General features: G+C 64.3%; 25 protein-coding genes. 13 read left to right on the top strand and 12 right to left on the bottom strand.

What is annotated here, in order from left to right; all coding sequences use genetic code 11:
• Positions 1 to 139: 139 nt before the first annotated feature.
• Both BTHE68_RS06855 and BTHE68_RS06860 read left to right on the top strand, forming a co-directional pair.
• Positions 140 to 1,453, top strand: a complete 1,314-nt coding sequence (locus BTHE68_RS06855; protein ID WP_162065698.1) for a cation:proton antiporter — start codon at positions 140 to 142, stop codon at positions 1,451 to 1,453.
• Positions 1,450 to 2,055, top strand: a complete 606-nt coding sequence (locus BTHE68_RS06860; protein ID WP_502710550.1) for a P-loop nucleotide/nucleoside kinase family protein — start codon at positions 1,450 to 1,452, stop codon at positions 2,053 to 2,055. The genes BTHE68_RS06855 and BTHE68_RS06860 overlap by 4 nt, the downstream gene beginning before the upstream one ends.
• On the opposite strand, the gene BTHE68_RS06865 is transcribed toward BTHE68_RS06860, so the two are convergent.
• The 3 genes from BTHE68_RS06865 to BTHE68_RS06875 form a co-directional block, all read right to left on the bottom strand.
• Entirely contained in the window at positions 2,052 to 3,161 is a 1,110-nt protein-coding gene (locus BTHE68_RS06865) for a saccharopine dehydrogenase family protein (RefSeq protein WP_162065699.1), read from the bottom strand. The two genes, BTHE68_RS06860 and BTHE68_RS06865, sit on opposite strands and share 4 nt — an antisense overlap.
• Before the next feature lie 158 nt (positions 3,162 to 3,319).
• On the bottom strand, positions 3,320 to 3,775 hold the full coding sequence (locus tag BTHE68_RS06870; protein WP_162065700.1) for an Lrp/AsnC family transcriptional regulator: 456 nt from the start codon (positions 3,773 to 3,775) through the stop codon (positions 3,320 to 3,322).
• Between the two features lie 97 nt (positions 3,776 to 3,872).
• Positions 3,873 to 4,763, bottom strand: coding sequence for a LysR family transcriptional regulator (locus tag BTHE68_RS06875; RefSeq protein ID WP_162065701.1), 891 nt, complete (start codon positions 4,761 to 4,763; stop codon positions 3,873 to 3,875).
• Between the two features lie 163 nt (positions 4,764 to 4,926).
• Between BTHE68_RS06875 and BTHE68_RS06880 the strand changes: the two genes are divergently transcribed.
• Entirely contained in the window at positions 4,927 to 5,445 is a 519-nt protein-coding gene (locus tag BTHE68_RS06880; RefSeq protein WP_162065702.1) for a Spy/CpxP family protein refolding chaperone, read from the top strand.
• A gap of 119 nt (positions 5,446 to 5,564) precedes the next feature.
• Positions 5,565 to 5,993: a PGDYG domain-containing protein gene (locus BTHE68_RS06885; protein WP_162065703.1), complete on the top strand. Its 429-nt coding sequence runs from the start codon at positions 5,565 to 5,567 to the stop codon at positions 5,991 to 5,993.
• Positions 5,994 to 6,000: 7 nt separating this feature from the next.
• Here BTHE68_RS06885 and BTHE68_RS06890 read toward each other — a convergent pair whose 3' ends face one another.
• The 8 genes from BTHE68_RS06890 to BTHE68_RS06925 all read right to left on the bottom strand — a co-directional run bounded on the left by BTHE68_RS06890 (position 6,001) and on the right by BTHE68_RS06925 (position 14,233).
• Positions 6,001 to 6,366, bottom strand: a complete 366-nt coding sequence (locus BTHE68_RS06890; protein ID WP_162065704.1) for a DUF3022 domain-containing protein — start codon at positions 6,364 to 6,366, stop codon at positions 6,001 to 6,003.
• Positions 6,367 to 6,393: 27 nt separating this feature from the next.
• Positions 6,394 to 7,185, bottom strand: a complete 792-nt coding sequence (locus BTHE68_RS06895; RefSeq protein WP_162065705.1) for a YhfC family glutamic-type intramembrane protease — start codon at positions 7,183 to 7,185, stop codon at positions 6,394 to 6,396.
• Positions 7,186 to 8,265: a LacI family DNA-binding transcriptional regulator gene (locus tag BTHE68_RS06900; protein WP_162065706.1), complete on the bottom strand. Its 1,080-nt coding sequence runs from the start codon at positions 8,263 to 8,265 to the stop codon at positions 7,186 to 7,188.
• A 104-nt stretch (positions 8,266 to 8,369) separates the two neighbouring features.
• Positions 8,370 to 9,338 (bottom strand): 2-hydroxyacid dehydrogenase, encoded by a 969-nt coding sequence (locus BTHE68_RS06905; protein WP_162065707.1) that lies wholly within the window; start codon positions 9,336 to 9,338, stop codon positions 8,370 to 8,372.
• A gap of 673 nt (positions 9,339 to 10,011) precedes the next feature.
• The gene (locus tag BTHE68_RS06910; RefSeq protein WP_162065708.1) at positions 10,012 to 11,292 is read right to left on the bottom strand and encodes an MFS transporter; all 1,281 of its coding nucleotides are present in this window, start codon (positions 11,290 to 11,292) and stop codon (positions 10,012 to 10,014) included.
• A gap of 45 nt (positions 11,293 to 11,337) precedes the next feature.
• Positions 11,338 to 12,339 (bottom strand): sugar kinase, encoded by a 1,002-nt coding sequence (locus tag BTHE68_RS06915; RefSeq protein ID WP_162065709.1) that lies wholly within the window; start codon positions 12,337 to 12,339, stop codon positions 11,338 to 11,340.
• Between the two features lie 55 nt (positions 12,340 to 12,394).
• Complete coding sequence (locus BTHE68_RS06920; protein WP_232077859.1) at positions 12,395 to 13,195, bottom strand: sugar phosphate isomerase/epimerase family protein; 801 nt, start codon at positions 13,193 to 13,195, stop codon at positions 12,395 to 12,397.
• 147 nt (positions 13,196 to 13,342) lie between these two features.
• Positions 13,343 to 14,233: a LysR family transcriptional regulator gene (locus tag BTHE68_RS06925; RefSeq protein ID WP_162065711.1), complete on the bottom strand. Its 891-nt coding sequence runs from the start codon at positions 14,231 to 14,233 to the stop codon at positions 13,343 to 13,345.
• 116 nt (positions 14,234 to 14,349) lie between these two features.
• On the opposite strand from BTHE68_RS06925, the gene BTHE68_RS06930 reads away from it, so the two are divergent.
• The 4 genes from BTHE68_RS06930 (at position 14,350) to BTHE68_RS06945 (ending at position 20,116) form a co-directional block, all read left to right on the top strand.
• The gene (locus tag BTHE68_RS06930) at positions 14,350 to 15,414 is read left to right on the top strand and encodes a YeiH family protein (protein ID WP_162065712.1); all 1,065 of its coding nucleotides are present in this window, start codon (positions 14,350 to 14,352) and stop codon (positions 15,412 to 15,414) included.
• A 72-nt stretch (positions 15,415 to 15,486) separates the two neighbouring features.
• A complete protein-coding gene (locus BTHE68_RS06935) occupies positions 15,487 to 18,423 on the top strand; it encodes a molybdopterin oxidoreductase family protein (protein WP_162065713.1) in 2,937 nt (978 codons plus the stop codon).
• Between the two features lie 12 nt (positions 18,424 to 18,435).
• Positions 18,436 to 19,158: a 4Fe-4S dicluster domain-containing protein gene (locus tag BTHE68_RS06940; RefSeq protein WP_162065714.1), complete on the top strand. Its 723-nt coding sequence runs from the start codon at positions 18,436 to 18,438 to the stop codon at positions 19,156 to 19,158.
• A 19-nt stretch (positions 19,159 to 19,177) separates the two neighbouring features.
• On the top strand, positions 19,178 to 20,116 hold the full coding sequence (locus BTHE68_RS06945) for a dimethyl sulfoxide reductase anchor subunit family protein (RefSeq protein WP_162065715.1): 939 nt from the start codon (positions 19,178 to 19,180) through the stop codon (positions 20,114 to 20,116).
• 3 nt (positions 20,117 to 20,119) lie between these two features.
• On the opposite strand, the gene BTHE68_RS06950 is transcribed toward BTHE68_RS06945, so the two are convergent.
• A complete protein-coding gene (locus tag BTHE68_RS06950) occupies positions 20,120 to 21,361 on the bottom strand; it encodes a cystathionine gamma-synthase family protein (RefSeq protein ID WP_162065716.1) in 1,242 nt (413 codons plus the stop codon).
• Positions 21,362 to 21,527: 166 nt separating this feature from the next.
• On the opposite strand from BTHE68_RS06950, the gene BTHE68_RS06955 reads away from it, so the two are divergent.
• From BTHE68_RS06955 to BTHE68_RS06975, 5 genes are all read left to right on the top strand, one after another.
• Positions 21,528 to 22,250: a glutathione S-transferase gene (locus BTHE68_RS06955; protein ID WP_162065717.1), complete on the top strand. Its 723-nt coding sequence runs from the start codon at positions 21,528 to 21,530 to the stop codon at positions 22,248 to 22,250.
• Between the two features lie 27 nt (positions 22,251 to 22,277).
• Positions 22,278 to 23,081 (top strand): aldo/keto reductase, encoded by an 804-nt coding sequence (locus tag BTHE68_RS06960; protein ID WP_162065718.1) that lies wholly within the window; start codon positions 22,278 to 22,280, stop codon positions 23,079 to 23,081.
• Positions 23,082 to 23,224: 143 nt separating this feature from the next.
• Positions 23,225 to 24,961, top strand: a complete 1,737-nt coding sequence (locus BTHE68_RS06965) for a ClcB-like voltage-gated chloride channel protein (protein WP_162065719.1) — start codon at positions 23,225 to 23,227, stop codon at positions 24,959 to 24,961.
• 229 nt (positions 24,962 to 25,190) lie between these two features.
• On the top strand, positions 25,191 to 25,457 hold the full coding sequence (locus BTHE68_RS06970; RefSeq protein ID WP_061179224.1) for a hypothetical protein: 267 nt from the start codon (positions 25,191 to 25,193) through the stop codon (positions 25,455 to 25,457).
• A gap of 31 nt (positions 25,458 to 25,488) precedes the next feature.
• On the top strand, positions 25,489 to 25,731 hold the full coding sequence (locus BTHE68_RS06975; RefSeq protein WP_162065720.1) for a DUF2795 domain-containing protein: 243 nt from the start codon (positions 25,489 to 25,491) through the stop codon (positions 25,729 to 25,731).
• The last annotated feature ends 25 nt before the right edge of the window (positions 25,732 to 25,756 follow it).

The following is a 25,756-nucleotide window of genomic DNA, read 5'->3' on the forward strand; positions in this document are numbered from 1 at the left end:
ATGACGAATGAAGATGCCGCAACCGAATTGCATCTTACGCGCATGCAGATGAGCGGTCAGACGCCCTGCCCGACGCACGTCCAGCGGGCACGGGCATGGCTCGTGCTGTCGATGAACGGTACACGAAACAAAGGCATTCATGATCGAGACGATCTGGTTTCTCGTCGTCGGCGGCCTGCTCATTTTGATGGGCCTCGCCAGTTCGACCTTCAAGCGCCTGCCGATCAGCACGGCGATGTGCTATCTCGCGATCGGCGTCGCGATGGGCCCCGGCGCGGCCAATCTGCTGAAGCTCGATCTCACGACCGATGCGACCGTCCTGCGCCGCATCACCGAAGTCGCGATGCTGGTGTCGCTGTTCGCGATCGGCCTGAGACTGCGCGTGCCGCCCACCGACCGCCTCTGGTTTCTGCCAGTCCGCCTCGGCCTCGTCGCGATGGTGCTGACCGTCGCCGCGCTCACGCTCTTCGCCGCCTACGCGCTCGGGCTCAGTTGGGGCCCGGCGCTGCTGCTCGCCGCGATGCTCGCCCCGACCGACCCCGTCCTCGCGCACGACGTGCAGGTGGAAACGCCCGGCGACATCGACATGCTGCGCTTTTCGCTGACGGGCGAAGGCGGCCTGAACGACGGCATCGCGCTGCCCTTCGCGCTGCTGGGCATCGCGGTATGCCGGTTCGAGATGACGCCGGGCGAGGCGCTGCACTGGGACTTCGCGTTGCAGGCCGTGTGGGGTATCGCGGGCGCGCTGGCGATCGGCTGGCTGCTCGGCGCGGTGTCGGTGCGGCTCGTCGCGTATCTGCGCACGCGCCACGGTCAAGCGCTCGGGCCGGAGGGTTTCTATGCGCTCGGGCTGATCGCGTTGTCTTATGGCGTCGCGGAGTTGCTGCACACGTACGCGTTTCTTGCGGTGTTCGCGGCCGGCCTGTCGATGCGTCGTGTCGAGCAGAAGACCAGCGGCGGCAAGTCCGCGCGCGAGGCGGTCGGCAAGATCGATGCGGACGATGTCGGCGCCGCCGCGGCCGATCCCGAGCGCGCGCACGCCTTCATGGCCGAGCGCGTGCACGGTTTCACGATCGAGCTGGAGCGCATCGCCGAAGTCGCGATCATGCTGATCGTCGGCGCCGTGCTCGCGACGATGTGGCGCGATCTCTTCACCTGGCAGGCCGGCGCGCTGATCGTCGCGCTGTTCTTCGTGCTGCGGCCCGCGGCGGTGGAGGCATCGCTCGTCGGTTCGCGCGCGGCGGGGCCGCAAAGGCGGCTGATGAGCTGGTTCGGCATACGCGGCGTCGGCTCGTTCTACTATCTGCTGTACGCGCTGGAACATGCGCCGCATGACGTGGCCGCGCCGCTCGCGCCGCTCGTCGTCGCGACGATCGCGGCTTCGGTCATCGTGCACGGCATCACCGCGACGCCGCTCATGAACCGCTATCAGCGCGCACGCAAAGACGCATGATCTTTTATCGAGGTCCATCAGGCGTGAAGCATCTGATCTTCTTCTGCGGCCATGCGGGCACCGGCAAGACGACGCTCGCCAAACAGCTGTTCGCACCGCTCATTCAGGCGACCGGCGAGCCTTTCTGCTTACTCGACAAGGACACGCTCTACGGCGCGTATAGCGCGGCGGCAATTGGCGCGCTCACGGGCGACCCGCACGACCGCGACAGTCCGCTCTTCATCGCGCATTTCCGCGATCCGGAATACCGTTGTCTCATCGATACCGCCGCGGAAAATCTTGCGCTCGGCGTGAGCGTCGCCGTGGTCGCGCCGCTGACGCGTGAAGTGCGCGCCTCACGCCTGTTCGATCGCGCATGGCTCGGCATCGGCGATGATGTGGCCGTTCGCGTCGTCTGGGTGCACGGGGATGAGGATGTGGCGCGCGAGCGCATCGTCGCGCGCGGCGATCCGAACGATGCGTACAAGCTCGCGCACTGGGAGGAATATCGTCAGCGGCTTTTCGTGCCGGACGCGGCGCTCGCGCAGACGCTCGTCATGTTCGACAACACCGAAGCCGACGATGACGCGCGCGAGGCACTGCTCGCGCGCCTGATCCGTTAAGCAGCCGCCAGTTGCCGCGCCGTCGCCACCGCGTTCGCGCCTTCGTACAGCTTGCCGAAACGGTTGTTGAGGAACGCTTCGAGCGGCACCTGCTCCTGACGCACGAAGCCGCTTTGCGGCAGCACGCCTTCGCGGAACAGATCGAGCTCGGCGCAGATCGCGCCGGCGGTCGTGATCTGGATCGCGCTCATCGGCACGCCGCACACGTCCTTCGCGAAAATCTTGCGCGTGAATACGTCCTGCACGAGCTGCCCGCGGCGCATGCCCGTCACCGTGACGAAGATCAATACGACGTCCTGCGCCGTCGATGGCACTGCGCGCTTGAGCATCGACTTGAGGCCGTCGCGATCGGTGGACATGCGCAGATCGTCTAGCAGGAACTTCATCAGGTCGCGATGGCCGGGATAGCGCACCGACTTGTAATCGAGCGTCTCGACCTTGCCCGCGAGTGTTTCGCACAAGGTGCCGAGGCCGCCGGACGTGTTGAACGCTTCATACTCGATGCCGTCGAGCGAAAAATGCTCGACGCCTTCGAGCGGCTGCACCCACTGCGTGCGGCCTTCGCGGATCGCCTCGCACGGCTGGCAATACTCGTTGATGAGGCCGTCGATGCTCCACGTCAGGTTGTACTTCAGCGCGTTGGTCGGAAACTCGGGCAGCGCGCCGACGCGCATCTTCACCTCGCGCACGTCGTCGAGGCGCTTCGCCAGATCGTGCGCGACGATGCCGATGAAGCCCGGCGCAAGACCGCATTGCGGCATGAACGCGAGCTCGGAATCGTCAGCGATGGCGCGGATCGCGTGCGTCGCGCGCACGTCTTCGGTCAAATCGAAATAGTGGACGCCCGCCGCTTTCGCCGCCGACGCGACGTTGATCGCGAGGTAATACGGCAGCGCGTTGACGAGCGCATCGAAGCCGATCAGCGCCTGGCGCAACGCGGGCGTATCGGCGGAATCGACGCGGCGCGTCGGGATGCCTTGCGCATCGAGCAGCGCGAGCGCGTGCTCGTCGCGATCGAACGCGACGACTTCGAAATCCCCCGTTTCACGCAGCAAATGGGCAATGCTCTGACCGATCAGTCCGGCGCCGACGAGGGCCACTTTCATATTCATCTCCTTGTTGTGTGAGTTTGGCGAGTTTGGCCAATGGGCTTCTTCACACAGTTTAGGAGCGCGTGAATATTGATCACAGACGCAAAATGATGCGCTTCGACGAGGTTTTTCGTCATTTTGACGATAATATGCGACGATTCGTATCGTTCGCCTCAGCCGACGCGGTCGATCTTGCGCGCGAGGATGATCGACGTCGTAGTCCGCTCGACGCCTTCCAGCGCGCCGATCTCGTCGAGCAGATCGTTCAGGCGGTCGGGGGAATCGGCGCGCAGCCAGGCGACGTAATCGAACTCGCCGCTCACCGCGCAGAGCAACTGAATCTCAGGCATGCGCGCGAAGCGCTTTTGCAGATCGCGGCCGTACTTCGGCGTGAGCTTGATGCCGACATACGCCTGTATGCTCGCATCGAGCACGTCCTGGCCGAGCCGCACGCCGTAGCCCGCGATCACGTTGTTCTTTTCCAGCCGGGCGATGCGCGCGATCACCGTCGTGCGCGCAACGCCCAATTGCCGCGCGAGGTTCGCGACGCTCTCCCGCGCGTCCATCTGCAGGAGCGCGACCAGATTGCGATCGATGTCGTCGAGCTGATCCAGGCGCGGCGGTCTCATGTAAGCGTCGTCCTTGGCATTTTGTGTTTTGCGTTATGCGTTTTGAATGCCATCGGGCATCCGGTGTTTTGTGTTTTGCATTATGGCCGAGACACCATCACACGCCGAGCTTCGCCACCATGAAATCGACGAAGCTCGCGAGCTTGGGTGTCGCGCGCGTGTCGCGCGGATAGACGAGATGCACCGGCGAAGGCTTCGGCAGGAAGTCCTGCAGCACGGCGACGAGCGCGCCGCTCTTCAGTTCATCCTCGACGAGCGCATGCGGCTGAAGCACGAGACCGAAACCCGCGAGCGCGGCCTTTCTGAGCGCCTGACCGTTGTTCGTGCGAAAGCGCGACGACTGCGTGCGGTGCGCGTGCATCGCCTCATCCTCGCCTTCGAGCCGCCAGCCCGCCTCGCGGCCCCGGTGCACGAAGCCGAGGCACTCGTGGCGCGCGAGATCGGCGGGCGTCGCGGGCGTGCCCACGCGCGCGAGATACGCGGGCGCTCCGCACACGGTCATCGCATACGGTTTGAGCGGGCGCGCGACGAAGCTCGAATCGGCGAGCGTGCCGATACGCACGGCCGCATCGAAGCCTTCTTCGACGATATCGACCATGCGATTCGTGAGATCGAGTTCGACCGTGATCTGCGCGAACGCCGCCAGAAACTCGGTCACGGCGGGTGTGACGAACTGCACGCCGTACGTGAGCGGCACCGTCACGCGCAATACGCCACGCGGCGTCGCGCTCATGGATTCGGCGAGCGAATCGGCCGCATCGACCTCCGCGAGAATGCGGCGGCAGCGCGCGTAATATTCGCGGCCGATCTCGGTCAGGCTCTGACGGCGCGTCGTGCGTACGATGAGGCGCGCATCGAGCCGCGCCTCCAGCGCCTGCAGATGCTTGCCGGCCATCGGCGCGGAGATGGAGAAGCGCTCGGCGGCGGCGCTCAGGCTGCCCGCCTCCACGATGGCGACGAAGACCCGCATGCTCAACAAGGTATCCACTGCGTAATTTTCCAGAGACGTATCGAATGTAAGCAGTTGTGGCAATGCGGCCGAATCCGCATGCAATCGTGATACTAATATCCGCCGGTGGTGTGCCATCGCGCTGCCTTTTCATGCAGCTTACGAAGCACGCCGCTTTCCATATCGATCGAAGGTAACCCGAATGAAAAGAACACTCGTTGCATTGGCCGCATTCTGCGCATTGAGCCCGGTATTCGCGCAATCGTCGGCGCCCGCGGCGGCATCGGCGCCGGCCATGCAGGCCACGGCATCCGCGCCGGCCGCCAGCAAGCGCGAGGCGCGCGTCGAGGAGCGTATCGCGGAACTGCATTCGAGCCTCAAGATCACGCCGCAGCAGGAAGACCAGTGGTCGAAGTTCGCCGACGTGATGCGCGACAACGGCCGCACGATGGCCGATCTGTATCGCCAGCGCATCGCGCAGCGCAAGACCATGTCCGCGCTCGACGACATGAAGCAATACGAGCAGATCACGCAAGCCAACGCCGATGGCACGAAGCGTCTCGTCGAAGCGTTCGAGCCGCTTTACGCGAGCCTTTCGCCTGAGCAGAAGAAGCTGGCCGATACGAGCTTCCGCGACGAGCATGGCAAGTCGCGCCAGAATCGCGCGCATCGCCACTCGCATGCCGCAGCGGCGGATGCCGCTTCGGCGACGAAGCCCTGAACGAGCGCAGGGCCGAACAGCCCGCATCGCACGATGCGGGCTTTTTTTCGTCCGCCGGGTGCAAAATGGCGCGAATGCCGTTACGATCCCGCACCGTCACTGCCATACCGAATCGCACCATGCTCCCTCTGTCCCAACTCGATCTGTCCGCTGATCCCGCCGCGCGCCGCGTCGTGAAGGACGAAGCCGTCGCCGTCGAATTCACCGCCGTCGCGGGCGAGTTGATGAGCCTCGAAGGGCCGAACCGCTACGCGAGCGGCGATGCGATCGTCACCGGCAGCGGCGGCGAGCGCTGGGTCGTGTCGCGCGAGCGCTTCGATGCGAAGTACGTGCCCGAAGGCGGCATCGCGCACGGCGAAGCGGGCACCTATCGCAACCGGCCGAGCGTCGTGCTCGCGAAGGAGATGCACGCGCCCTTCTCGATCGCGCGATCCGCGGCAGGCGACATTCTCACCGGCGACGCGGGCGACTGGGTCATGCAATACGCGCCGGGCGACTACGGCGTCGTGAAGGCCGCGCGCTTCGCGAAGGTCTACCGCATCATCTGAAAAAACATCAGGCGAAGTCCTCGCCCATCTCGATGTCCACTTCGCGCGGCACGGTCTCGCCGTTCGCGTACGTCTCTTCGAGCGAGCCTAGCGTCGCTTCCACATACGCGCGCAGCACCGCGTAGCTGCGCGCGTGCAGGCGCGGCGGCAGCGCACGATAACGCGCGAGCGCGGCAGGTTCGAAGCGCACGTCGATGGTGATGCGCCGCGCGGTCGAACCGAAGCGCATCGCCACGTAGTGAATCGCTAGCGACGTGCGGCCCGCGTCGTCCCGCCGCTCGGCGAACTGCGTCTGTTCGGGAAAGAGATCGCTGATCACGCGCGCGAGCATCTCGATGTCCGCGCTCGGGCAGTCGTATTGATAGTCGTCCATTCGATGTCGATATTCGATTGATGCGCTTCACGCGCCCTGCGCAGCGGCACGCCGATAGTAGCGCACGAGCGCCACCGCGACGATCACGCCGAGCACGAGGTACACGGCGTCCGCGACGATGAGCGGCACGAGCCCCGCCTGGAAGAGCGCGGCGGGCAAGCCGACGAGCGCATGCGCGGCGACGAGAAATGCGAGCGCATGACGCGAACGCTCGCGCAGCATCTGCCACATCAGCGCGGAAAAACCGATCTGAAGCACGAACGCGCTCGCGCGCTCGACGAGAAAGATGCCGGCCGACACGGGCGACAAAGTCATCAGCACCAGATGAATGCGCGCGAGCGCTTCGAGCGGCGCGCTTTCGAAGTGCGTGTCGAGCGTGCCGCGATTCGCGAGCACCGCATAGACGATCCATTGCACCTGCACGAGCACGCCGACGATCCACGCTTCCGCCCCGCCGTGCCCGATGCCGTAGCCGAGCCCAGGACCATGACGATCGAGCGCGCCCGGCTCACGCGAGATGAGCCATTTCATCGCAAGAAAACGTCCGACCTCTTCGCACAAGCCGGCCGCGATCGCACCATAGACGACGAACACCGCGGGATACCTGAGCCACACCGACGTAGCGGGATTGCTCAGCATGAAGCCGTGCAGCGCGCGTTCGATGACCATCGCGAAGAGCGCGAATACGGCGATACCGAGAATCGCCTCGCGCGGCATGATGGAAAAACGCGGGCGCAGCTTCTTGTACAGCACGATGGGCATCGCTGCAATGATGAGCGTCGCGAGCGCAAGGCTCAGCAACGTCGAAACACTGACCATTCAGATTCCTTGTGATGCGGGTTGAGTCGCGCGTGTCGTGGATGCGCGCACGACGAGTTCGCCCGGCAGCAGGCATTCGCGCGCGGCCATCGCGGCGCCGCCGAGCCGTTCGTGGAGAAATTCGACCGCGCGCCGGCCGATATCGTAGGTCGGCTGACGCACCGTCGTCATGCCGGCGAGCTGCGCCCATTCCGAATCGTCGATCGACATCAATGCGACGCTCGCCTGCCAGTCCACACCGTGGCGTTCCTTCAGATGCACCGCGACGCGCAGCGCAACCGGCCCGTTCGCCGCGAAAAGCGCGACGCGCCTGCCCTTCGCTCTTGCCGCCGCGACGCGCGTGTCGAGTTCGGCGAGTGCGGCGGCTGCATCGGCGAGATCGATCACGAGCGTCGAGCCGCTGGCGTCGAGCGCCGCGACGGTCTCGCGAAACGCGGCCTCGCGCAAGCGCCGCGAACTGATATGCGTGACGGGCTGAACGATGAAAAGCAGCTCGTCGAAGCCTTCAGCGACGAGATGACGCGTGGCGAGTTGCACGGCGGCGGGGTTATCGAGCCCGACCATATCGGTGATGAAGCCTTCGACCGAACGATCCACCAGCACGACCGGAATGCCGCCTTGCGCGAAGCCCTGCAGCAGTTCTTCCTTCACACCGAGCGCGTTGACGATCACGCCTTCGACGCGATAGGTCGTAAGCAGTTGAAGATAGCGCCGTTCCATGTCGATCTCGTTGGCCGCGTGGCAGATGAGCGGCATATAGCCGAGCGCGTGGCACGCGGCTTCGACGCCTTGCAGCACTTCGACGGAATACGGATTCGTGAGATCGGCGAGCAGCATGCCGATCAGGCGGTTGCGGCCGCGCTTGAGGCCGCGCGCCATCTGATTCGGCCGATAGTCGAGCTTGGCGATGGCCGCTTCGATGCGTTCGCGCAGGTCGGGCGACAGCACGCTCATCTCGCCGTTCAGATAGCGCGAGATGCTCGTCTTGCCGGTGCCGGCTTCGCGGGCGACATCGGTGATCGTCGCGCGGCGCGCGCCGAATGTGGCCGGGCGGTTCGTCAGTGTGGGATCGTCGGACATAGTGGTCGTGGGCCCGCGCCTCGCTCTCGAGCGCTGCGCGATGCTGTCATTATCGTTCTCCTCGCATCGCGCATGTTAGCGCATGCCCGCGCGACCACGCGTTTTCAGCGCTTCAGGACTTCGCGATTGACGATGTTTGTCGTGAGCGTGCCGTCCAGTGCCCCGACGAGGTTTTCCGCGGCGTTGCGCGCCATCGCGTGACGCGTTTCGTGCGTGGCCGAGCCGATGTGCGGTAGTGCGACGACGTTGTTCATCGCGAGCAGCGGCGAATCGGCGGGCAGCGGTTCCTGTTCGAACACGTCGAGGCCGGCGCCGCGAATCGTGCCGTTCTTCAGCGCTTCGATGAGCGCGGGTTCATCGACGGTCGGTCCGCGCGATGCGTTGATCAGGATCGCGCTTCGCTTCATCTTCTTCAGTTCATTTGCGCCGATGAGTCCGCGCGTGTCGGCCGTCAGCGGCACTTGCAGGCACACGAAGTCGGATTGCGCGAGGAGTTCATCGAGTTCGACGCGTTTCGCGCCGTATTCCTTTTCTGCCTGCTCGTTCGCGCTGCGGTTCGTGTAGAGCACGTTCATGCGAAAGCCGAGCGCCGCACGGCGCGCGACCGCCCCGCCGATGCGTCCGAGCCCGACGATGCCGAGCGTCTTGCCTTGCACATCGACACCGAATTGCGCCTCGCCGATGCTCGCCTTCCAGTTGCCTTGCTTCACCCATTCGGCAAGTTCGACGACGCGGCGTGCGCTGGCCAGGATCAGCGAGAAGACGGTGTCGGCGGTGGATTCGGTTAGGACGTCGGGAGTGTGGGTGAGGATGATGCCGCGGCGCGTCAGGTCCTCTACGTCGAACTGGTCGAAGCCTACTGAGATCGTCGACAGCGCTTTCAGGTCTTTTGCGCCTTCGATCATGGCGGGGGTGATCTTTATGCTCGCGCCGATGGCTCCGTTGGCTTGCTTCAACGCTTTGATGAAGGCGGCTTCGTCTCTGGGATCGACGTTCTCTACTTCTGCATGGTCGCGTAGGTAGGCTTCCACGTCGGAAGGTAGGGTTTTGTAGGCTACGATTTTGTGGGTCATTTTTGGATTGCTTCGGGTTGCTTAGGCTTTCGTGGAATCCAGATTTCGTGTCGGTCGGTTAGCACTGCCCCTGTGCGGGGCGGCAGTCACTTTCTTTGCTGCTGCAAAGAAAGTAACCAAAGAAAGCAGCTCGAGACGCCCGCGGTCACACGCAATTTGGGTATCCTTCTCCTCGCTCGTGGCGTCTGTAGCGAGTGCCCTCACAGGCCACATCCGGCTTGGACCGCGCACGGTCTGCCACATCGCGCCGCGTGCGTGCCTGGTTCAGCACCAAATAGCTCCGGCCCGCTTCGCGGCCGACCGGTCAATCGGGTCTGCTCGTGCTTCTGTGCTAACACCTCCATCTCGCTGCATCGGCGCTTCGTCGGTTTCCCTTGCGTACCCAACGGCAGCGCGTAGCGCTGTGCCGGAACTCTTTCGTGCTGGACCAGCACGCTATACGTTCTAGCTCGTCAGACCGTGCGCGGTCCAAGCCCGGTTAGGCCTACGAGGGCACTCGCTACTGAGTCCACGAACAACGAGAATAGTGGCCAAATTGCGTGTGACCGCGGGCGGCTCGAGCTGCTTTCTTTGGTTACTTTCTTTGCAGCAGCAAAGAAAGTGACTGCCGCCCCGCACAGGGGCAACGCTAATACACCGACACGATTACGGGATCCGGCGAAGAAACAAAAAATCAAGACCGCACAACCACCCCAGCCCCCACCGCACCCTGCGGCCTAACCGCCAAAGTAAGCCACACAGCCAGCAACAACGCCACACTCATGAACACGTAAGAGGCAGCCGGCGACCCCGTCGCCCCGTTCAGATAGCCAACAAAATACGACCCGACGAACGACCCCAACGCCCCCATGCTATTGATGAGCGCCATCGCCCCACCCGCGACATTCTTCGGCAAAAGCTCCGGCACGATCGCGAAGAACGGCCCATACGGCGCATACATCGCCGCCCCCGCAATGACGAGCAGCGTATAGGAAGCCCAGAAGTTCGTCGAGCCGAGCAGATACGATCCCGCGAACGCGATCGCGCCGATCAGCAGGAACGGCCATACGAATGCCTTGCGCGCCTGCAGCTTGTCCGACGCCCACGACGCCAGCAGCATCGCGATGGTCGCGGCAAGATACGGCACCGCCGACAACCAGCCCGTCTCGACCATCCCGAGCGTCGAGCCGTTCTTCAGAATCGACGGCAGCCACAGCACGAAACCATACACGCCGATGCTCCAGCAGAAATACTGCGCGCACAGCTTGATCACCGCCGGCGACTTGAATGCCTCGCGATAGTTCTTTACCGGCTTGATCGCGGCCTGTTCGGCGCGCAGGGTCGCATCGAGATCGTTCTTCTCCTGGTCCGTCAGCCACGTCACCTGCGCGGGCTTGTCCTTAACGATGAACCACCAGATCACCGCCCACACGACCGCCGGCAAACCTTCCGCGATGAACATGTGACGCCAGCCGAACGAATTCACCAGATAACCCGAAACGACCGACATCCACAGCACCGTCACCGGATTGCCGAGAATCAGGAACGTATTGGCACGCGATCGCTCGGATTTGGTGAACCAGTTCGCGATGAAGACGAGCATCGCCGGCATCACCGCGGCCTCGACGACGCCGAGCACGAAGCGGATCGCCATCAACGACGGAATGTTGCTCACCATGCCCGTGAGCGTCGCGCACCCGCCCCACAGAATCAGGCTCCAGAACACGAGCTTCTTCACGCTGCGGCGCTCGGCATAGATCGCGCCGGGAATCTGGAAGAAGAAGTAACCGAGGAAGAACAGCGCGCCGATCAGCGACGACAAGCCCTTGCTGATGCCGAGATCGTGATTGATGCCCGCGGCTGCGGCGAAGCCGTAGTTGGCGCGGTCGAGATACGCGAGGCTGTACGTGATGAAAACGATCGGCATGATCGCCCACCAGCGGCGCGCCGCAAGCTTGGGAGTCGTGGATTGCATGGTTGTCTCCGAACGCAATTCGGTTGAGTCTTTCGGTTGCTGGCTTCAGGCCAGATCGAACGCGGCTTTGGCCGTCTTGTCGTTGGAATCCTGTGCTTCGAGCAGGTCGAGCGCGGCGCGCGTCGGCAGTCCTTCGCTGTCGCCGATCACCTGAATCGCAAGCGCGCCGATGCGGTTGCCGCGCGCGATCGCATGACGCACGTCGCGCCCTTCGAGCAGCGCGCTGACGACGCCGACTGCGAAGCCATCGCCCGCGCCGACCGTATCGACGACATCGACGACCGGCACGCCCGGCACGATGCCCGCATCGCCATCCGCCGTGCGGAAGTACGCGCCGTGCGCGCCCAGCTTCACGACGACGCCCTTCGCGCCCCGGTCGAGATAGAACGCGGCGATGTCTTCCGGCTTCGCGTAGCCCGTCAACGTCAGACCCTCGGCCACGCCCGGCAACACCCAGTCGGCGAGCGCGGCGAGCGCGTTGAGCGACTCGGCCATCGCCTCGCGCGACGGCCAGAGCGTCGGGCGCAGGTTCGGATCAAACGAGATGGTCTTGCCAGCCGCACGCATTTCGCGGGCCATGTGAAACGCGAGTTCGCGCGAAGTCGCGGAAATGGCGGGCGCGACACCCGTCAGATGCAGATGACGCGCGCCGAGCACGTAGTCGGCGGCGTAATCGTCGAGTGAAAGGTGACTCGCGGCCGAACCCTTGCGGAAGTATTCGACGGCCGGATCGCTGCCGTCGTCGCACTTGCCCTTGAGCTGGAAGCCAGTCGGAAAACGCTCGTCGATCGTGACGCGGCGTGCGTCGATGCCCTCGGCCGCGAGCACGTCGAGCACGTAGCGCCCGAACGAGTCGTTGCCCACACGGCTCATCCAGCCCACCTTGAAGCCGAGCCGCGACAGGCCGATCGCGACGTTCAGGTCCGCGCCCGCGACGCGCTTGGTGAACTGACCGGCCTTCGCGAGATCGCCGGTGACGGCCGCGACGAACATCGTCATGGCTTCGCCGTAGGTGACGACGTCGAGAGCTTCAGGCTTGGCTTGCATGTCGGGTCCTTTGCAGATGAATGCTGAATGCAAAATGCTTAATTCAAAATGCCGCTCAAAATGCCGAGATGCGCGCGACCTGGCGTGCGGCGTCGGCGTCGAGCGAGACATCGGCGGCGGGAATGAACGGATATTCGATGCCGCGCGGCACGTCGCCCGGCAAGTGCGCGAGGAGCGTCGCGAAACGCGCGTCGCCGTTCGCAGGCGCGGCGGCGAAGCGGCGCGCGCCCTCGCCCATCACCGCCTTGCAATGCACATAGGCGACATGCGGCGCGAGGCGCGTGGCGGCGTCGAGCGGGTCCTGTCCGGCCCAGTGCCAGTTGCCGGTGTCGAAGGTCATCGCGAGTCCGCTTCCGGCCGGCAGCGCGGCGAAGAGCGCGTCGAACGCACCGATGGTGCCACCCGCCTTCAGTTGCCCGTTTTCCACGACGACGCGCGCTTTCGACGCGACGATTGCCGTCATCAGGCGATCGAGCGTGGCCGGATCGGTCGCGACGCCGCTTTCGGCGCCACCCAGTTGCAACTTCACGATGCGCGCGCCGAGCGCCGCGGCTTCGTCGATGGCGAGGGCAAGCGCGTCGATATCGAGCGCGCCGTCGTCGCGGAACAGCGTGGCGGGCGTCGAGTACACGGCCCACAAGCCCTGCGCGCGGATGCGCTCGCCCAGTTGCGCAAGCGCTTCGGCCTCTGCATCGGCATCGTTTGCGAACAATTCGCGACGCACCTCGAAGCCCTCCGCGCCCGCGCGCGCCGCAGCGGCAGCCCATACGGCGTGGCCATCGCGCCGGATCGCGTCCGCGCCGAAGGCGCTTGCGACGATCACGACTTCGGTGCGCTTCTGATCGATATCGGACATTGAGTCTGCTTGCATCGGGTAGCGGTTTCGGCCCCAAAACAGCTTTGGAACCGGTTCCATAAACATTTTTCAAAAAGGACGCCGCGGCGCCCCTGTTGAGAACGAATGGTGCGTCAGACCATCATCGACGCGCCATAGTGGAATTCCCTAGCCGAGCAGACCCGGCTCCTCGCACAACTCCAGGAAACGCGCCGCGACGCGCGAAGGCGTCGCCGCGTGCGGCAGCAGGATCGAGAACCGTCGCGTGAGGGGCTGCGGCGCGATACGCATGCGCTGCAGCGCGCTGTCCTCGTGCCGGATCGACATCGCCGAGACGAAGCCGATGCCCATGCCCGCGCGCACCGCTTCCTTCACGCCCTCCACGCCCGCGATTTCGATCGCGACGCGCATGGGCGCGTCGCTCTCCGCGAACGCGCGCTCGATGACCTGCCGCACGCCCGAGCCCGGCTCGCGCAGCACGAGGGGATGCTTGCCCAGCGCCTCGAGCGTGACCGAATCGCCGCCGCCCGCGAGCGGGTGGCCGTTCGGCAGGATCGCGACGATCTCGTCCTCGCGCCATGACGTGACCGTGGTGCCGAGCGGCAGATCGCTTCCGGGCGAACCTTCGACCAGCGCGATATCCAGCGAGCCGAGCGCCGCGACGATGTCGGCCGTATTTCCGTCTATGGTCGTCACGACGACCTCAGGAAAGCGCTTGTGAAACGCCGCTATCAAATACGGCAGCAGATAGCTCGCGGGCGTCGTGCTCGCGCCGATGCGCAGCGTGCCGCGCTCCAGCCCGCGTAACGCGTCGCGCAGCGCATGCGCCGCGCGGAAAGTTTCGCGCAGGCGCTCCGCATGGCCGAGCAACTGCTCGCCGGCGGCGGTCAGACGCACGCCGCGACCGTCGCGCTGGTAGAGCGGCTCGCCGAACTCATCCTGCAGCAGCCGCAACTGGCCCGACACGGCCGGCTGCGACAGATGCAGCGCCACCGCAGCGCGGCTGATGTTGCCGTGCTCCGCGACTGTTGCGAAAGTTATCAGTTGTTCCGGGGTCATCTATCTTAAATATCACCTAAGCCGATATATGTCATTCTAAATCACGATTTTTCATATTCATATATCGAGAATAGGATTAGCCCATCGACGTATCCAACTTACCAACGGGTTCCCTCATGTCCACGCTTCAATCCGCCCGCCCTCTCGCACCAGCCGCGTCCTCCACACGCGGACAGCTCAACGGGATTCTTTTCGTTGCGTTGTTCGCGGCAGCGGTCACGCGCCTCGCCTCCCTGCCCGCCATCGCCGGGCTCGGGATCAGCCCGCTGATCGTCGGCATCGTCGCGGGTGCGATCTATGGCAACGCGCTGCGCCACGGCATGCCCGATAGCTGGGCCGCCGGCGTCAACTTCTCCGCGCGCAAGCTCCTGCGCATCGCGGTCGCGTTCTTCGGGCTGCGCGTGAGTCTGCAGGAAATCGCGCAGGTCGGCGTGTCGGGCTTCACGGTGTCGGTGCTGGTCGTCGTCAGCACGCTCGTGATCGGCACGTGGGCCGGCATGAAGCTGATGAAGCTCGATCGCGACACGGCGCTCCTCACGGCGGCCGGCAGCGCGATCTGCGGCGCGGCCGCGGTGCTCGCGTTCGAATCGACCCTGCAATCGAAGCCGCACAAGAGCGCGATGGCCGTCGGCAGCGTCGTGCTGTTCGGCACGCTCTCGATGTTCCTCTACCCGCTCGCGCTCAACGCCGGCTGGCTGCATCTTGATACGCTCGGCGCCGGCCTGTTCTTCGGCGGCACCATCCACGAAGTGGCGCAGGTCGTCGGCGCGGCGAGCAACGTCAGCCCCGAGGCGACGCACATCGCGACCATCGTCAAGATGACGCGCGTGATGCTGCTGGTTCCGGTGCTGCTTGTGATCGGCTTCTGGATCAACCGTTCGCGTGCCGGTGATTCGTCGCAAGGCAAAGGCAAGATCGCGGTGCCCTGGTTCGCGCTCGGCTTTCTCGCACTCGTCATCGTGAATTCGCTGCACGTGCTGCCCGATACCGCGACGAGCACCATCAACATGCTCGACACCTTCGCCCTCACGATGGCCATGACCGCGCTCGGCATGGAAACGCGCATCGCGCAGATTCGTGAAGCCGGCCCGCGTGCTCTCGCCACTGGCGCGATCCTGTATGTGTGGCTGATCGGCGGCGGTCTCGCGATCACACTGGGCGTCGAAAAGCTGTTCGGCTGATCGATGCCTTGAAGTAGCAGCAATCGCGCGAGACGTCCCCTCTCGCGCGAAATCGCTTTTGAAGGAGCACTCATGGAACACGGCGCTCGCACCCAGAACGAGAAGCTCGATGTCAAGACCACGACGTGCTACATGTGCGCGTGCCGCTGCGGCATCCGCGTGCATCTGCGCGACGGCGAAGTCCGCTACATCGACGGCAATCCGAACCATCCGCTCAATCAAGGCGTGATCTGCGCGAAAGGCGCCTCGGGCATCATGAAGCAGTATTCGCCCGCGCGTCTCACGCAGCCGCTGATGCGAAAACCCGGCGCACTACGCGGCGAAGCGCAGTTCGAGCCCGTCTCCTGGGAGGTCGCGCTCGACACGCTCGAAAAACGTCTCGCGCATCTGCGCGCCACCGATCCGAAGAAATTCGCGCTGTTCACGGGCCGCGACCAGATGCAGGCGCTCACCGGTCTCTTCGCGAAAAATTTCGGCACGCCCAACTACGCGGCGCACGGCGGCTTCTGCTCGGCCAACATGGCGGCCGGCATGATCTACACGATCGGCGGGTCGTTCTGGGAATTCGGCGGCCCCGATCTCGATCGCGCGAAGCTCTTCTTCATGATCGGCACCGCGGAAGATCATCATTCGAATCCGCTCAAGATCGCCATTTCGAAGTTCAAGCGCGCGGGTGGCCGCTTCATCGCGATCAATCCGGTACGCACGGGCTATGCGGCCATCGCCGACGAATGGGTGCCGATCCGCCCCGGCACCGATGGCGCGCTGTTCATGGCGCTCATCCACGAATTGATCGCCGCCGATGCCTGGGATCACGAGTTCGTCACGCGCTACACGAACGCCGCCGAATTGCTCGACATGAACGAAACGAGCGACACGTTCGGGCTTTTCGTGAAGAACGGCGACGCGCCCGAGTCCAACGCGCTGTTTCCGCAGAATCATTTGTGGTGGGATGCGAAGACCAATCGCGCGGTCCCGCATCATGCCGATGACGCCGAACCCGCGCTCGACGGCCGCTACACGCTCGAAGACGGCACGCCGGTCACGCCCTCCTTCGCGCTGCTGCGCGAGCAAGTGGCATCGTGCACGCCCGACTGGGCCGCCGACATCACCGGCATTCCCGCCGCGACGATCAGACGTCTCGCCGCCGAGATGATCCAGGTGGGCCGCGATCACAAGATCACGCTGCCGATCGAATGGACCGACTGCTGGGGCAGAAAGCACGACACCGTGACCGGCAATCCCATCGCCTTCCACGCGATGCGCGGGCTCGCCGCCCACTCGAACGGATTCCAGTCGATCCGCGCGCTCGCGGTGCTGATGTCGCTGCTCGGCACGATCGACCGCCCGGGCGGCTTCCGTCACAAGTCGCCGTTTCCGCGCGCCGTGCCGCCATCGGCAAAACCGCCGAATCATCCCGATCAGGTCAAACCGAACACGCCGCTCGCGAGCGGCCCGCTCGGCTGGCCCGCCGCGCCCGAAGACCTGTTCATTCACGACGACGGCACGCCCGTTCGCATCGACAAGGCGTTCTCGTGGGAATATCCGCTCGCGGTGCACGGCGTGATGCACAGCGTCATCACGAACGCGTGGCGCGGCGATCCTTACCCCATCGACACGTTGATGATCTTCATGGCCAACATGGCCTGGAACTCGTCGATGAACACGATGGAAGTGCGCAAGATGCTCGCCGACAAGAACGACAACGGCGAGTACAGGATTCCGTTCATCGTCGTGTGCGACGCGTTCCAGTCGGAGATGACCGCGTTCGCCGATCTCATCCTGCCCGACACGACCTACCTCGAACGTCACGATGCGATGTCGATGCTCGATCGCCCGATCTCCGAGTTCGACGGTCCCGTCGATTCGGTGCGCGTGCCGGTCGTTCCGCGCACGGGCGAATGCCGGCCGTTTCAGGAAGTGCTGGTCGAACTCGGCGGCCGGCTCAAGCTGCCCGCCTTCACGACGCCCGAAGGCACGCGCAAGTATCGCGACTATCCGGACTTCATCGTCAATCATCAGACCGCGCCGGGATCGGGCGTCGGCTTTCTGATGGGCTGGCGCGGCAAGGACGGCAAGGATGCGCTCGTCGGCGAGCCGAATCCGAACCAGTGGGAAGAGTACGCGAAGCACGATTGCGTGTATCACTACACGCTGCCCGAGTCGCTGCAATACATGCGCAACTGCAACGGGCCGTATCTGCAATTCGCCGTCGACAAGGGGTTTCGCAAGTTCGGCGAGCCGATCCTGATCCAGCTCTACTCCGACGTGATGCAGAAGTTCCGCCTCGCCGCGCAGGGACGCACGCAAGGCAGGCAGCCGCCCGATCATCTGCGCGCGCGCATCGAGCAGTATTTCGATCCGCTGCCGTTCTGGTACGCGCCGCTCGAACTCGAGACGACGAATCTCGATCAATACCCGCTCGCGGCGGTCACGCAGCGCCCGATGGCGATGTATCACTCGTGGGATTCGCAGAACGCATGGCTGCGGCAGATCCACGGCGAGAACATGCTGTTCATGAACCCGCGCATGGCGAAGGCGAACGGCATCGAGGATGGCGGCTGGATCTACGTCGAATCGCAATGGGGCAAGGTGCGCTGCATGGCGCGTTATAGCGAAGCGGTCGAGCCGGGCACGGTGTGGACGTGGAACGCGATCGGCAAGGCGTCGGGCGCGTGGAGCCTCGGCCCCGACGCCAACGAATCGCAACGCGGCTTCCTGCTCAATCACCTCATCACGGACGAGCTTCCGGCGTCCGAACGCGAAGGCATGCGCTTCTCCAACTCGGACCCGATCACGGGCCAGGCGGCGTGGTACGACGTGCGCGTGCGCGTCTATCCCGCCGAGGCCGATGCGCGCCACACGCTGCCGCAATTCGCACCGATGCAGGCAGCGCCCGGCATGACCGGTTCGGTTCAACGCGTCGTGCAGACCTATTTCGCCGGACGCGGCGAGTTCGCGGCGCGCTTGCGCAACGTCCTCAAGCGAAACACGACCAACCAGAACTGAAAGGAGACCATCATGACTCAAATGGCCCTGGTGATCGATTTGAACGTGTGCGTCGGATGCCACGCGTGCGTGACGAGTTGCAAGGAGTGGAACACGTCCGGTGAAGCGGGCAGTCTCGCCGATCAGCGCCCTTACGACGCCGATCCCTCCGGCACGTTCTTCAATCGCGTGCAGACGTATGAAGCGGGCGAGTTTCCGCTCGCCGACACGATCCATTTCCCCAAGTCGTGCCTGCACTGCGAGGACCCGCCATGCGTGCCCGTCTGTCCGACCGGCGCGAGCTACAAGCGCAAGGAAGACGGACTCGTGCTCGTGGACTTCGACAAATGCATCGGCTGCAAGTACTGCGCGTGGGCGTGTCCCTACGGCGCGCGCGAACTCGACGAAGAGCGCAAGGAGATGACGAAGTGCACGCTGTGCGCGGATCGCATCTACAACGAGGCGTTGCCCGAACGCGACCGCAAACCGGCGTGCGTGCTCGCGTGTCCCACATCGGCGCGGCTGTTCGGCGATATCCACGATCCCGAATCGGTCGTGTCGAAGGCGATCGAGGAACGCGGCGGCTATCAGTTGATGCCCGAATGGGAGACGAAGCCTGCGAACCACTATTTGCCACGGCGCCCGGTGAACTCGTGCAGCAGCGGCGGCTCGTGCGGTTGCCAAAGCCAGGAAAGCACCGAAGCCCTCGAAGCGCACGGCGATCTGAACCTCGCGTCGATGGCCGTGCGCGTCTGATCTTTCATCGGAGCCAAACATGAAACCCGCGTTTTCCGTCGTGTTCCTCACGACCTTGAGCGGCGCCGCGCAAGGCTTGCTGATCGCGCTCGTCGGCGTCGAAGTGTTCGCGAAGCTCGGTTTGACCGGAGCGCCCGCGCAGCTGTTCTTCGTCGTCGGCGCGGCCTTGTCGGTCGTGCTCGGCGTGCTTGGGCTGATCGCTTCGTTCTTTCACCTCGGGCATCCCGAGCGCGCGTGGCGTGCCATCGCGATGTGGCGCACGTCGTGGCTGTCGCGCGAATGTCTGTGTCTGCCCGCCTTCCTCGGATGCAGCGCGCTGTATGGCATCGCGCACTGGCTGAGCGCGCCGTGGTCGCTTGCGATCGGCGTGATCGGCGTGATTGCGTCGGCGGCGCTGTTCGTCTGCACGGCGATGATCTACGCGTGCCTGCGCTTCCTGCAGGAATGGGCGACGCCGCTCACGATGGTCAACTTCGTGCTGCTCGGCTGCGCGTCAGGATTCACGCTCGCGACGGCATGCGCCGCGTGGCTCGCACCGTCGCTCGCAGCGGGTCTTGCGGCTTGCGCATGTACGTTGACGCTCGCGGGCTGCGCGACGCGCGTCGCTGCATTGAAGCGCAACGCGCGTCTGCGGCCGAAGTCGACCGTGCAGAGCGCGACGGGCATCAAGGGGCCGAACGTCGTGCAGAAATCGCGCGGCTTCACGGCGGGCGCGTTCAATCTGCGCGAGTTCTTTCATGGACGGTCGCCCGAAGCGATCGCGCGCATCAAGTGGACGTTTCTGGTCGGTGCGTTCGGCGTGCCGTTCGTGCTGATGCTGCTCGGCATCAGCACGCAGTCCGTCGCGCTGTTCTGCCTCGCGTCGGTCACGCAGTATCTGGGACTTGTCGCCGAGCGATGGTTCTTCTTCGCCGAAGCGCGGCATCCGCAAAATATTTACTATGCGCGCGCTTCGTGAGGCTTACACCGCGCGCTTGAGCGCCTGATCGAAATCGGCGATGAGATCGTCGGTATCCTCGATGCCCGCCGACAGCCGCAACATGCCGTCCGAAATGCCCATCGACTTGCGCACTTCGGGGCCGGCTTCGAAGAAGATCGTCGGCGCGACGGGGATGATCAGCGTGCGCGTATCGCCGAGGCCGGTCGCCTTGACCGGCAATTGCAGCGCATTGACCACTTCGATCATGCGCTCGGCATTGCGCAACTCGAACGACAGCAGCCACGACGCGCCCTTGAACAGCGTCTGCGCGATCTCATACTGCGGATGACTCTTCAGCCCCGGATAGAACACGCGCCCGATGGCCTCGTGCCGTTCCAGAAACTGCGCGAGGGCGAGCGCGTTCTCGCTGCACTTCGCGACGCGCAGCGCGAGCGTTTCCGCGCCCATCGCGATCGAATGCGCCTGCTCCGACGACAGCGACGCGCCCATGTCGCGCAGGCCTTTCTTGCGAATCTGCAGAAGCCCTTGCTCCTTCGACGGCGAGCGCCGGTATTCATCGGCGATGTTTGGGTACGCGCTCCAGTCGAACAGGCCCGTGTCGGTCACCGCGCCGCCGAGCGCCGCGCCATGCCCGGCGATGGTCTTCGTGAGCGAATTGACGACGAGACTCGCGCTGACCGCTTTCGGCCTGAACAGCGCAGGCGACGTGATCGTGTTGTCGACGACATACGCGAGCCCGCGCTCGCCGCACAGCTCGCCGATGCCCTTCAGATCGGGAATCTGCGTGCCCGGATTCGCGATGGTTTCGACGAACACCATGCGCGTGTTCGGCTTGATCGCGTTCGCGACATTTTCGGCGGAGGTGGCATCGACCATCGTCACTTCGATGCCGAGCGTTCGCAGCGTGCCGAAAAGGCTGTTGGTGTTGCCGAACACGTAGCGGCTCGACACGAGATGATCGCCCGCGCGCAGCAGCGTGAGGAACACGGCGGTCAGCCCCGCCATGCCGGTGCTGAAGCAGATCGATCCGACGCCCTCTTCGAGACTCGTGATCTTGCGTTCGAGCGCGGCCGTAGTGGGCGTGCCCTGACGCGCGTAGTTGAAGCCGCCCTTCTTCGTGCCCTGGAACACGCCGATCAGATCCTCCACGCGCTCGAATCCGTACTGGACCGATGTGTGGATCGCCTGGCGCACGCCGCCGTGCTCGACGCCGACGATTCTGTCGCCGTGAACGATGCCTGTGGTGAAGCCTTGCTTGTCCATCCCTTCTCCGCTACGTCGAAAACGCAAAACATCGATTTTGCACGATCTGCGCCCGTTCATGGCGTTATCGCGCGACGGGAACGTGTGTTGCTCGCCGCTTCATCGAAAAAGCGCACACTCACATGTCGCCGCGAACGCGGCATGCCCCAACCAGGAGCCCTTTCTCATGGCTTACGAACTTCATTACTGGGACGGATTGCAGGGCCGCGGCGAATTCGTGCGGCTCGCGCTGGAAGATGCCGGGGCGCAGTACATCGATGTCGCGCGCGCATCGAACGGCACGAACGCGATGATGAAAGTCCTGAACAGCAAGACCGAGCCGCATATCCCGTTCGCGCCGCCGTTCCTGAAGGACGGCGAGCTGATCGTGGCGCACGTCGCCAACATCCTTCTCTATCTCGGGCCGAAGCTCGGACTCGCGCCGAAGGACGAAGGCCTGCGCTACGTCGCGCATGGCGTGCAACTGACGATCGCCGATTTCGTGACCGAAGTGCACGACACGCATCATCCGCTCGCCACCGATCTCTACTACGAAGATCAGAAGGACGCCGCGAAAATCCGCACGCGGAGTTTTCTCGACAAGCGCGTGCCCAAGTTCATGAACTATTTCGAGCGCGTGCTGAAGCAGAATCCGCACGGCGACACGCAGATGATCGGCGATACCACGACTTACGTGGATCTTTCGGTCTTTCAGATCGTCGATGGGCTGCATTACGCGTTCCCGCGCGCGATGAAAAAGTTCGGCACGCAGTATCCGCGCGTCGCGGCGATTCACGACGCGGTGCTGCAAAGACCGAATATCGCGGCGTATGTCGATTCGGAACGGCGCATCCCCTTCAACGAATCGGGCATTTTCAGGCACTATCCCGAACTCGATCAGGACGCGTGAAATCCCCACGCAAACTCAGGAGCCAGCATGGTAGAAACGATTCCTTCCTTCGGTCTCGGCACGTTTCGCGTCGACGCCGCGAAGACCACGAACGCTGTGAAAAGCGCGTTGCAGATCGGCTATCGGCATATCGACACCGCGCAGTACTACAACAACGAAGCCGCCGTCGGCCAGGGCGTGCGCGAGTCGGACGTGCCGCGCGACGACATCTGGGTCACGACGAAAGTCTGGTGGGAGCGGCTTTCGCGCGATGCGCTCGTCGCGAGCCTGCAGGACAGTCACGCGAAGCTCGATATCGGCACGATCGATCTCGCGCTCGTGCACTGGCCGTCGCCCGACGGCGCGGTGCCGATCGCCGAAACGCTGGCGGCGATGCAGGAAGCGCAGAAGCTCGGGTTGATCCGTCATTACGGCGTGTCGAACTTCACCGCGCCGCTGCTCGAAGAAGCGCTGAAGGCGCCGGGCGGCAAGGACATCGTCACGAACCAGTTCGAAGTGAGCCCGTTTCTCGCGAACCGCAAGCTCGTCGATGCGACGCAGCAGCTCGGCGTGAAGGTGACCGCGTACATGCCGCTCGGCGAAGGCCGCGCGCATACGGACGCGACGCTCAAGGCCATTGCGGACAAACACGGCGCGACGCCCGCGCAGGTCACGTTCGCGTGGCTGCTGTCGCGCGATATCGTGGTGCTGTCGGCATCGACGAATCCGGCACATCAGCAGGCCAACTGGGACGCGCAAAAGCTCAGGCTGGACGCCGACGACATCGCGAAAATCGATGCGCTCGACGAAGGCAAACGCCACGCGAATCCGCCGTTCGCGCCGAAGTGGTGACGTCCGACGCAACGAACGCAGCCCGGCCGAGCGCGCCGGGCTTTTTTGCGCCCGCCGCACGCGGGCCGCAGCGAGACGGCGCAATGCTATCCTTGCGACTCCCTTATTCCGTTTCCTTCTAAGCTTTCCACGATTTAGCAAAAGTGCTCTCATTCCTGCTCAAGCTCCGTACACGCGCCCAACGGCTCTTCCGTCTGTCGGACTCGCATACGATGCTCGTCTGGGCGGTCGTCGTCGGCGTGGCCGGGGCTTTCGCGACGTCCGTCTTCCGCGAAGGCATTGAGTTGCTGCAGCGTCTTCTGGGCAATCATTCGGAAGGTCTCGTCGCGCTCGCCCGCAGCCTGCCGTGGCCCGTGCGTATCGTGCTGCCGGCGGCGGGCGGGCTCATCGCGGGCTTCTGCCTGCTGATCGCCCGCAAGCGCGCCAGCAAGAACGCCACCACGGACTACATGGAAGCCGTCACCATCGGCGATGGCGTGGTGCCCGTGTGGCAGAGCCTGTGGCGCAGCCTGTCTTCGCTCATTACGATTTCGAGCGGCGGCTCCATCGGTCGCGAAGGCTCGATGGTCCAGCTCGCCGCGCTCGTCTCATCGCTGATCGGCCGCTGGGTTCACTTCGATCCGCCGCGCCTGCGGCTGCTCGTTGCGTGCGGCGCCGCGGCCGGTATCACGTCGGCGTACAACGCGCCTATCGCGGGCGCGTTCTTCGTCACCGAACTCGTGCTCGGCTCGATGGCCATGGAAAGCTTCGGGCCGATCGTCGTGTCGTCGGTCGTCGCCAATATCACGATGCGCGAATTCGCCGGCTATCACCCGCCGTACGAGATGCCGGTCTTTCCGGCCATCACGGGCGTCGAAGTGCTGCTGTTCGTCGTGCTCGGGCTGCTGTGCGGCGTGCTCGCGCCGCATTTCCTGCGGTTGCTTGCGGCATCGAGAAAACGCTTCTCGACGCTTCCCTTGCCCTTGCCCGTGCGCCTCGCGCTGGGCGGACTGATCGTCGGCGTGATCTCGATCTGGTGGCCCGAAGTCTGGGGCAACGGTTACGAAGTGGTGAACTCGCTGCTGCACGAGCCGTGGACTTGGGGCGCGCTCCTGACCGTGCTGGTCTTCAAGCTCATCGCGACGGCAGCCACGGCGGGCTCGGGCGCGGTGGGCGGTATTTTCACGCCGACGCTCTTCGTCGGCGCGGTACTCGGCTGCCTGTACGGCATCGGCGTGCACGCGATCTGGCCGGATCACACGTCCGCGCCCTTCGCCTACGCGATGGTCGGCATGGGGGCGTTTCTCGCCGCCGCGACGCACGCGCCGCTCATGGCGATCCTGATGATTTTCGAGATGACGCTCTCGTATCAGGTGATGCTGCCGCTGATGCTCTCGTGCGTGATCGCGTACTTCATCGCGCGCACGTCGGAGCAGACCTCCATGTACGAGGTCACGCTGCGCCGCAATCGTGAGGAGAAAGAGCGTCTGCGGCTGGCCGCGACGCAGATGCGCGAACTGGTCAAGCCCGCCGATACCGTCGTGCCGCTCACCGCGAATATCAAGGACATGACGCGCGTGTTCCTCGAATATCCTGTGAAGTATCTCTACGTGGTCGATGAAGGCGAGCGCTTTCGCGGCGTGGTCGCACTGAAGGACATCACGTCCGACTTGCTCGACGAGCACGACACCAAAACCAAAACCGCCGCGGACTATCTCCAGCCGCAATTCGACGTGCTCACGCCCGACATGTCGCTCGGCGAGGCGCTGCAACACTTCCTCGCGTTTCAGGGCGAGCGGTTGCCGGTGATCGAGAAAAAGACCCAGCCGCTCCTGCTCGGCGTCGTGTACAAAACCTCGCTTCTGGACGCATACTTCCGTTTGAACCCGACTTCGCGCTGAAACTGCGCAGCCGTGCAATTTCGCGGCGCGCAACGACGCGTGCGCGCGTCTCGCGCGCGAGTCGGATCAACTTCATATTTCACTCGAAATACGTCCGCGCGACGCCCACTCGTCGCGCCCGTGCGCGCATCGTCCGAACGGAAACGCGCGCACGGCGAGCAGCTTGACGATGCATCGGCATAGGCTTTGCTTGGTGCTTCTCGCTGCTTCCGTGAGGAGGGGTTGCCCGATGAAGACCTCAACGTTGTTGTCGATGGCCCTGGTTTCGGTCTCGTGCTATGCGGCGCCGCTGCACACGAGTTCGACGGATGACGCCACGGCCACCGCTGCCGCGACGCGCGCCGCGTTGCGTGTGAATGCCGCGCCTGTCTCGCCGCCCGCGCCGGAAGTCGCGGCGCAGGATCTCGATCATGCGCGCTGGCGTCACGTGCCGCTGCCGAAGTCGCGCACGCCGAGCCACGGCATGGCGAGCCAGCCGATCCAGGTGCAGACCTGACGCGGCCTCCTTTCACTTTCCGGACCTCGCAATGACCGACACGCATGCAAAACACGCCTTGAACGACGAGCCGATCGACGATGAGATCGCTCAGGTGCTGCGCCTCGTGAAATATCCCGCGAACAAGGACGCGATCGTCGATGCGGCGCGCGAAGCGGGCGTGTCGAACGACGTGATCACGCTGTTCGATGGCTTGCCGGAACAGGATTACAAGGACGCGGATTCGGTCGAGCAACTGTTGGGCAGCAATGGGGGACCGGGGATTTCGATTTAGCGTGCGCGGTTGTGTTGCGCGGATT

The organism is Burkholderia sp. THE68, assembly GCF_009938265.1.
Lineage (GTDB): Bacteria > Pseudomonadota > Gammaproteobacteria > Burkholderiales > Burkholderiaceae > Caballeronia.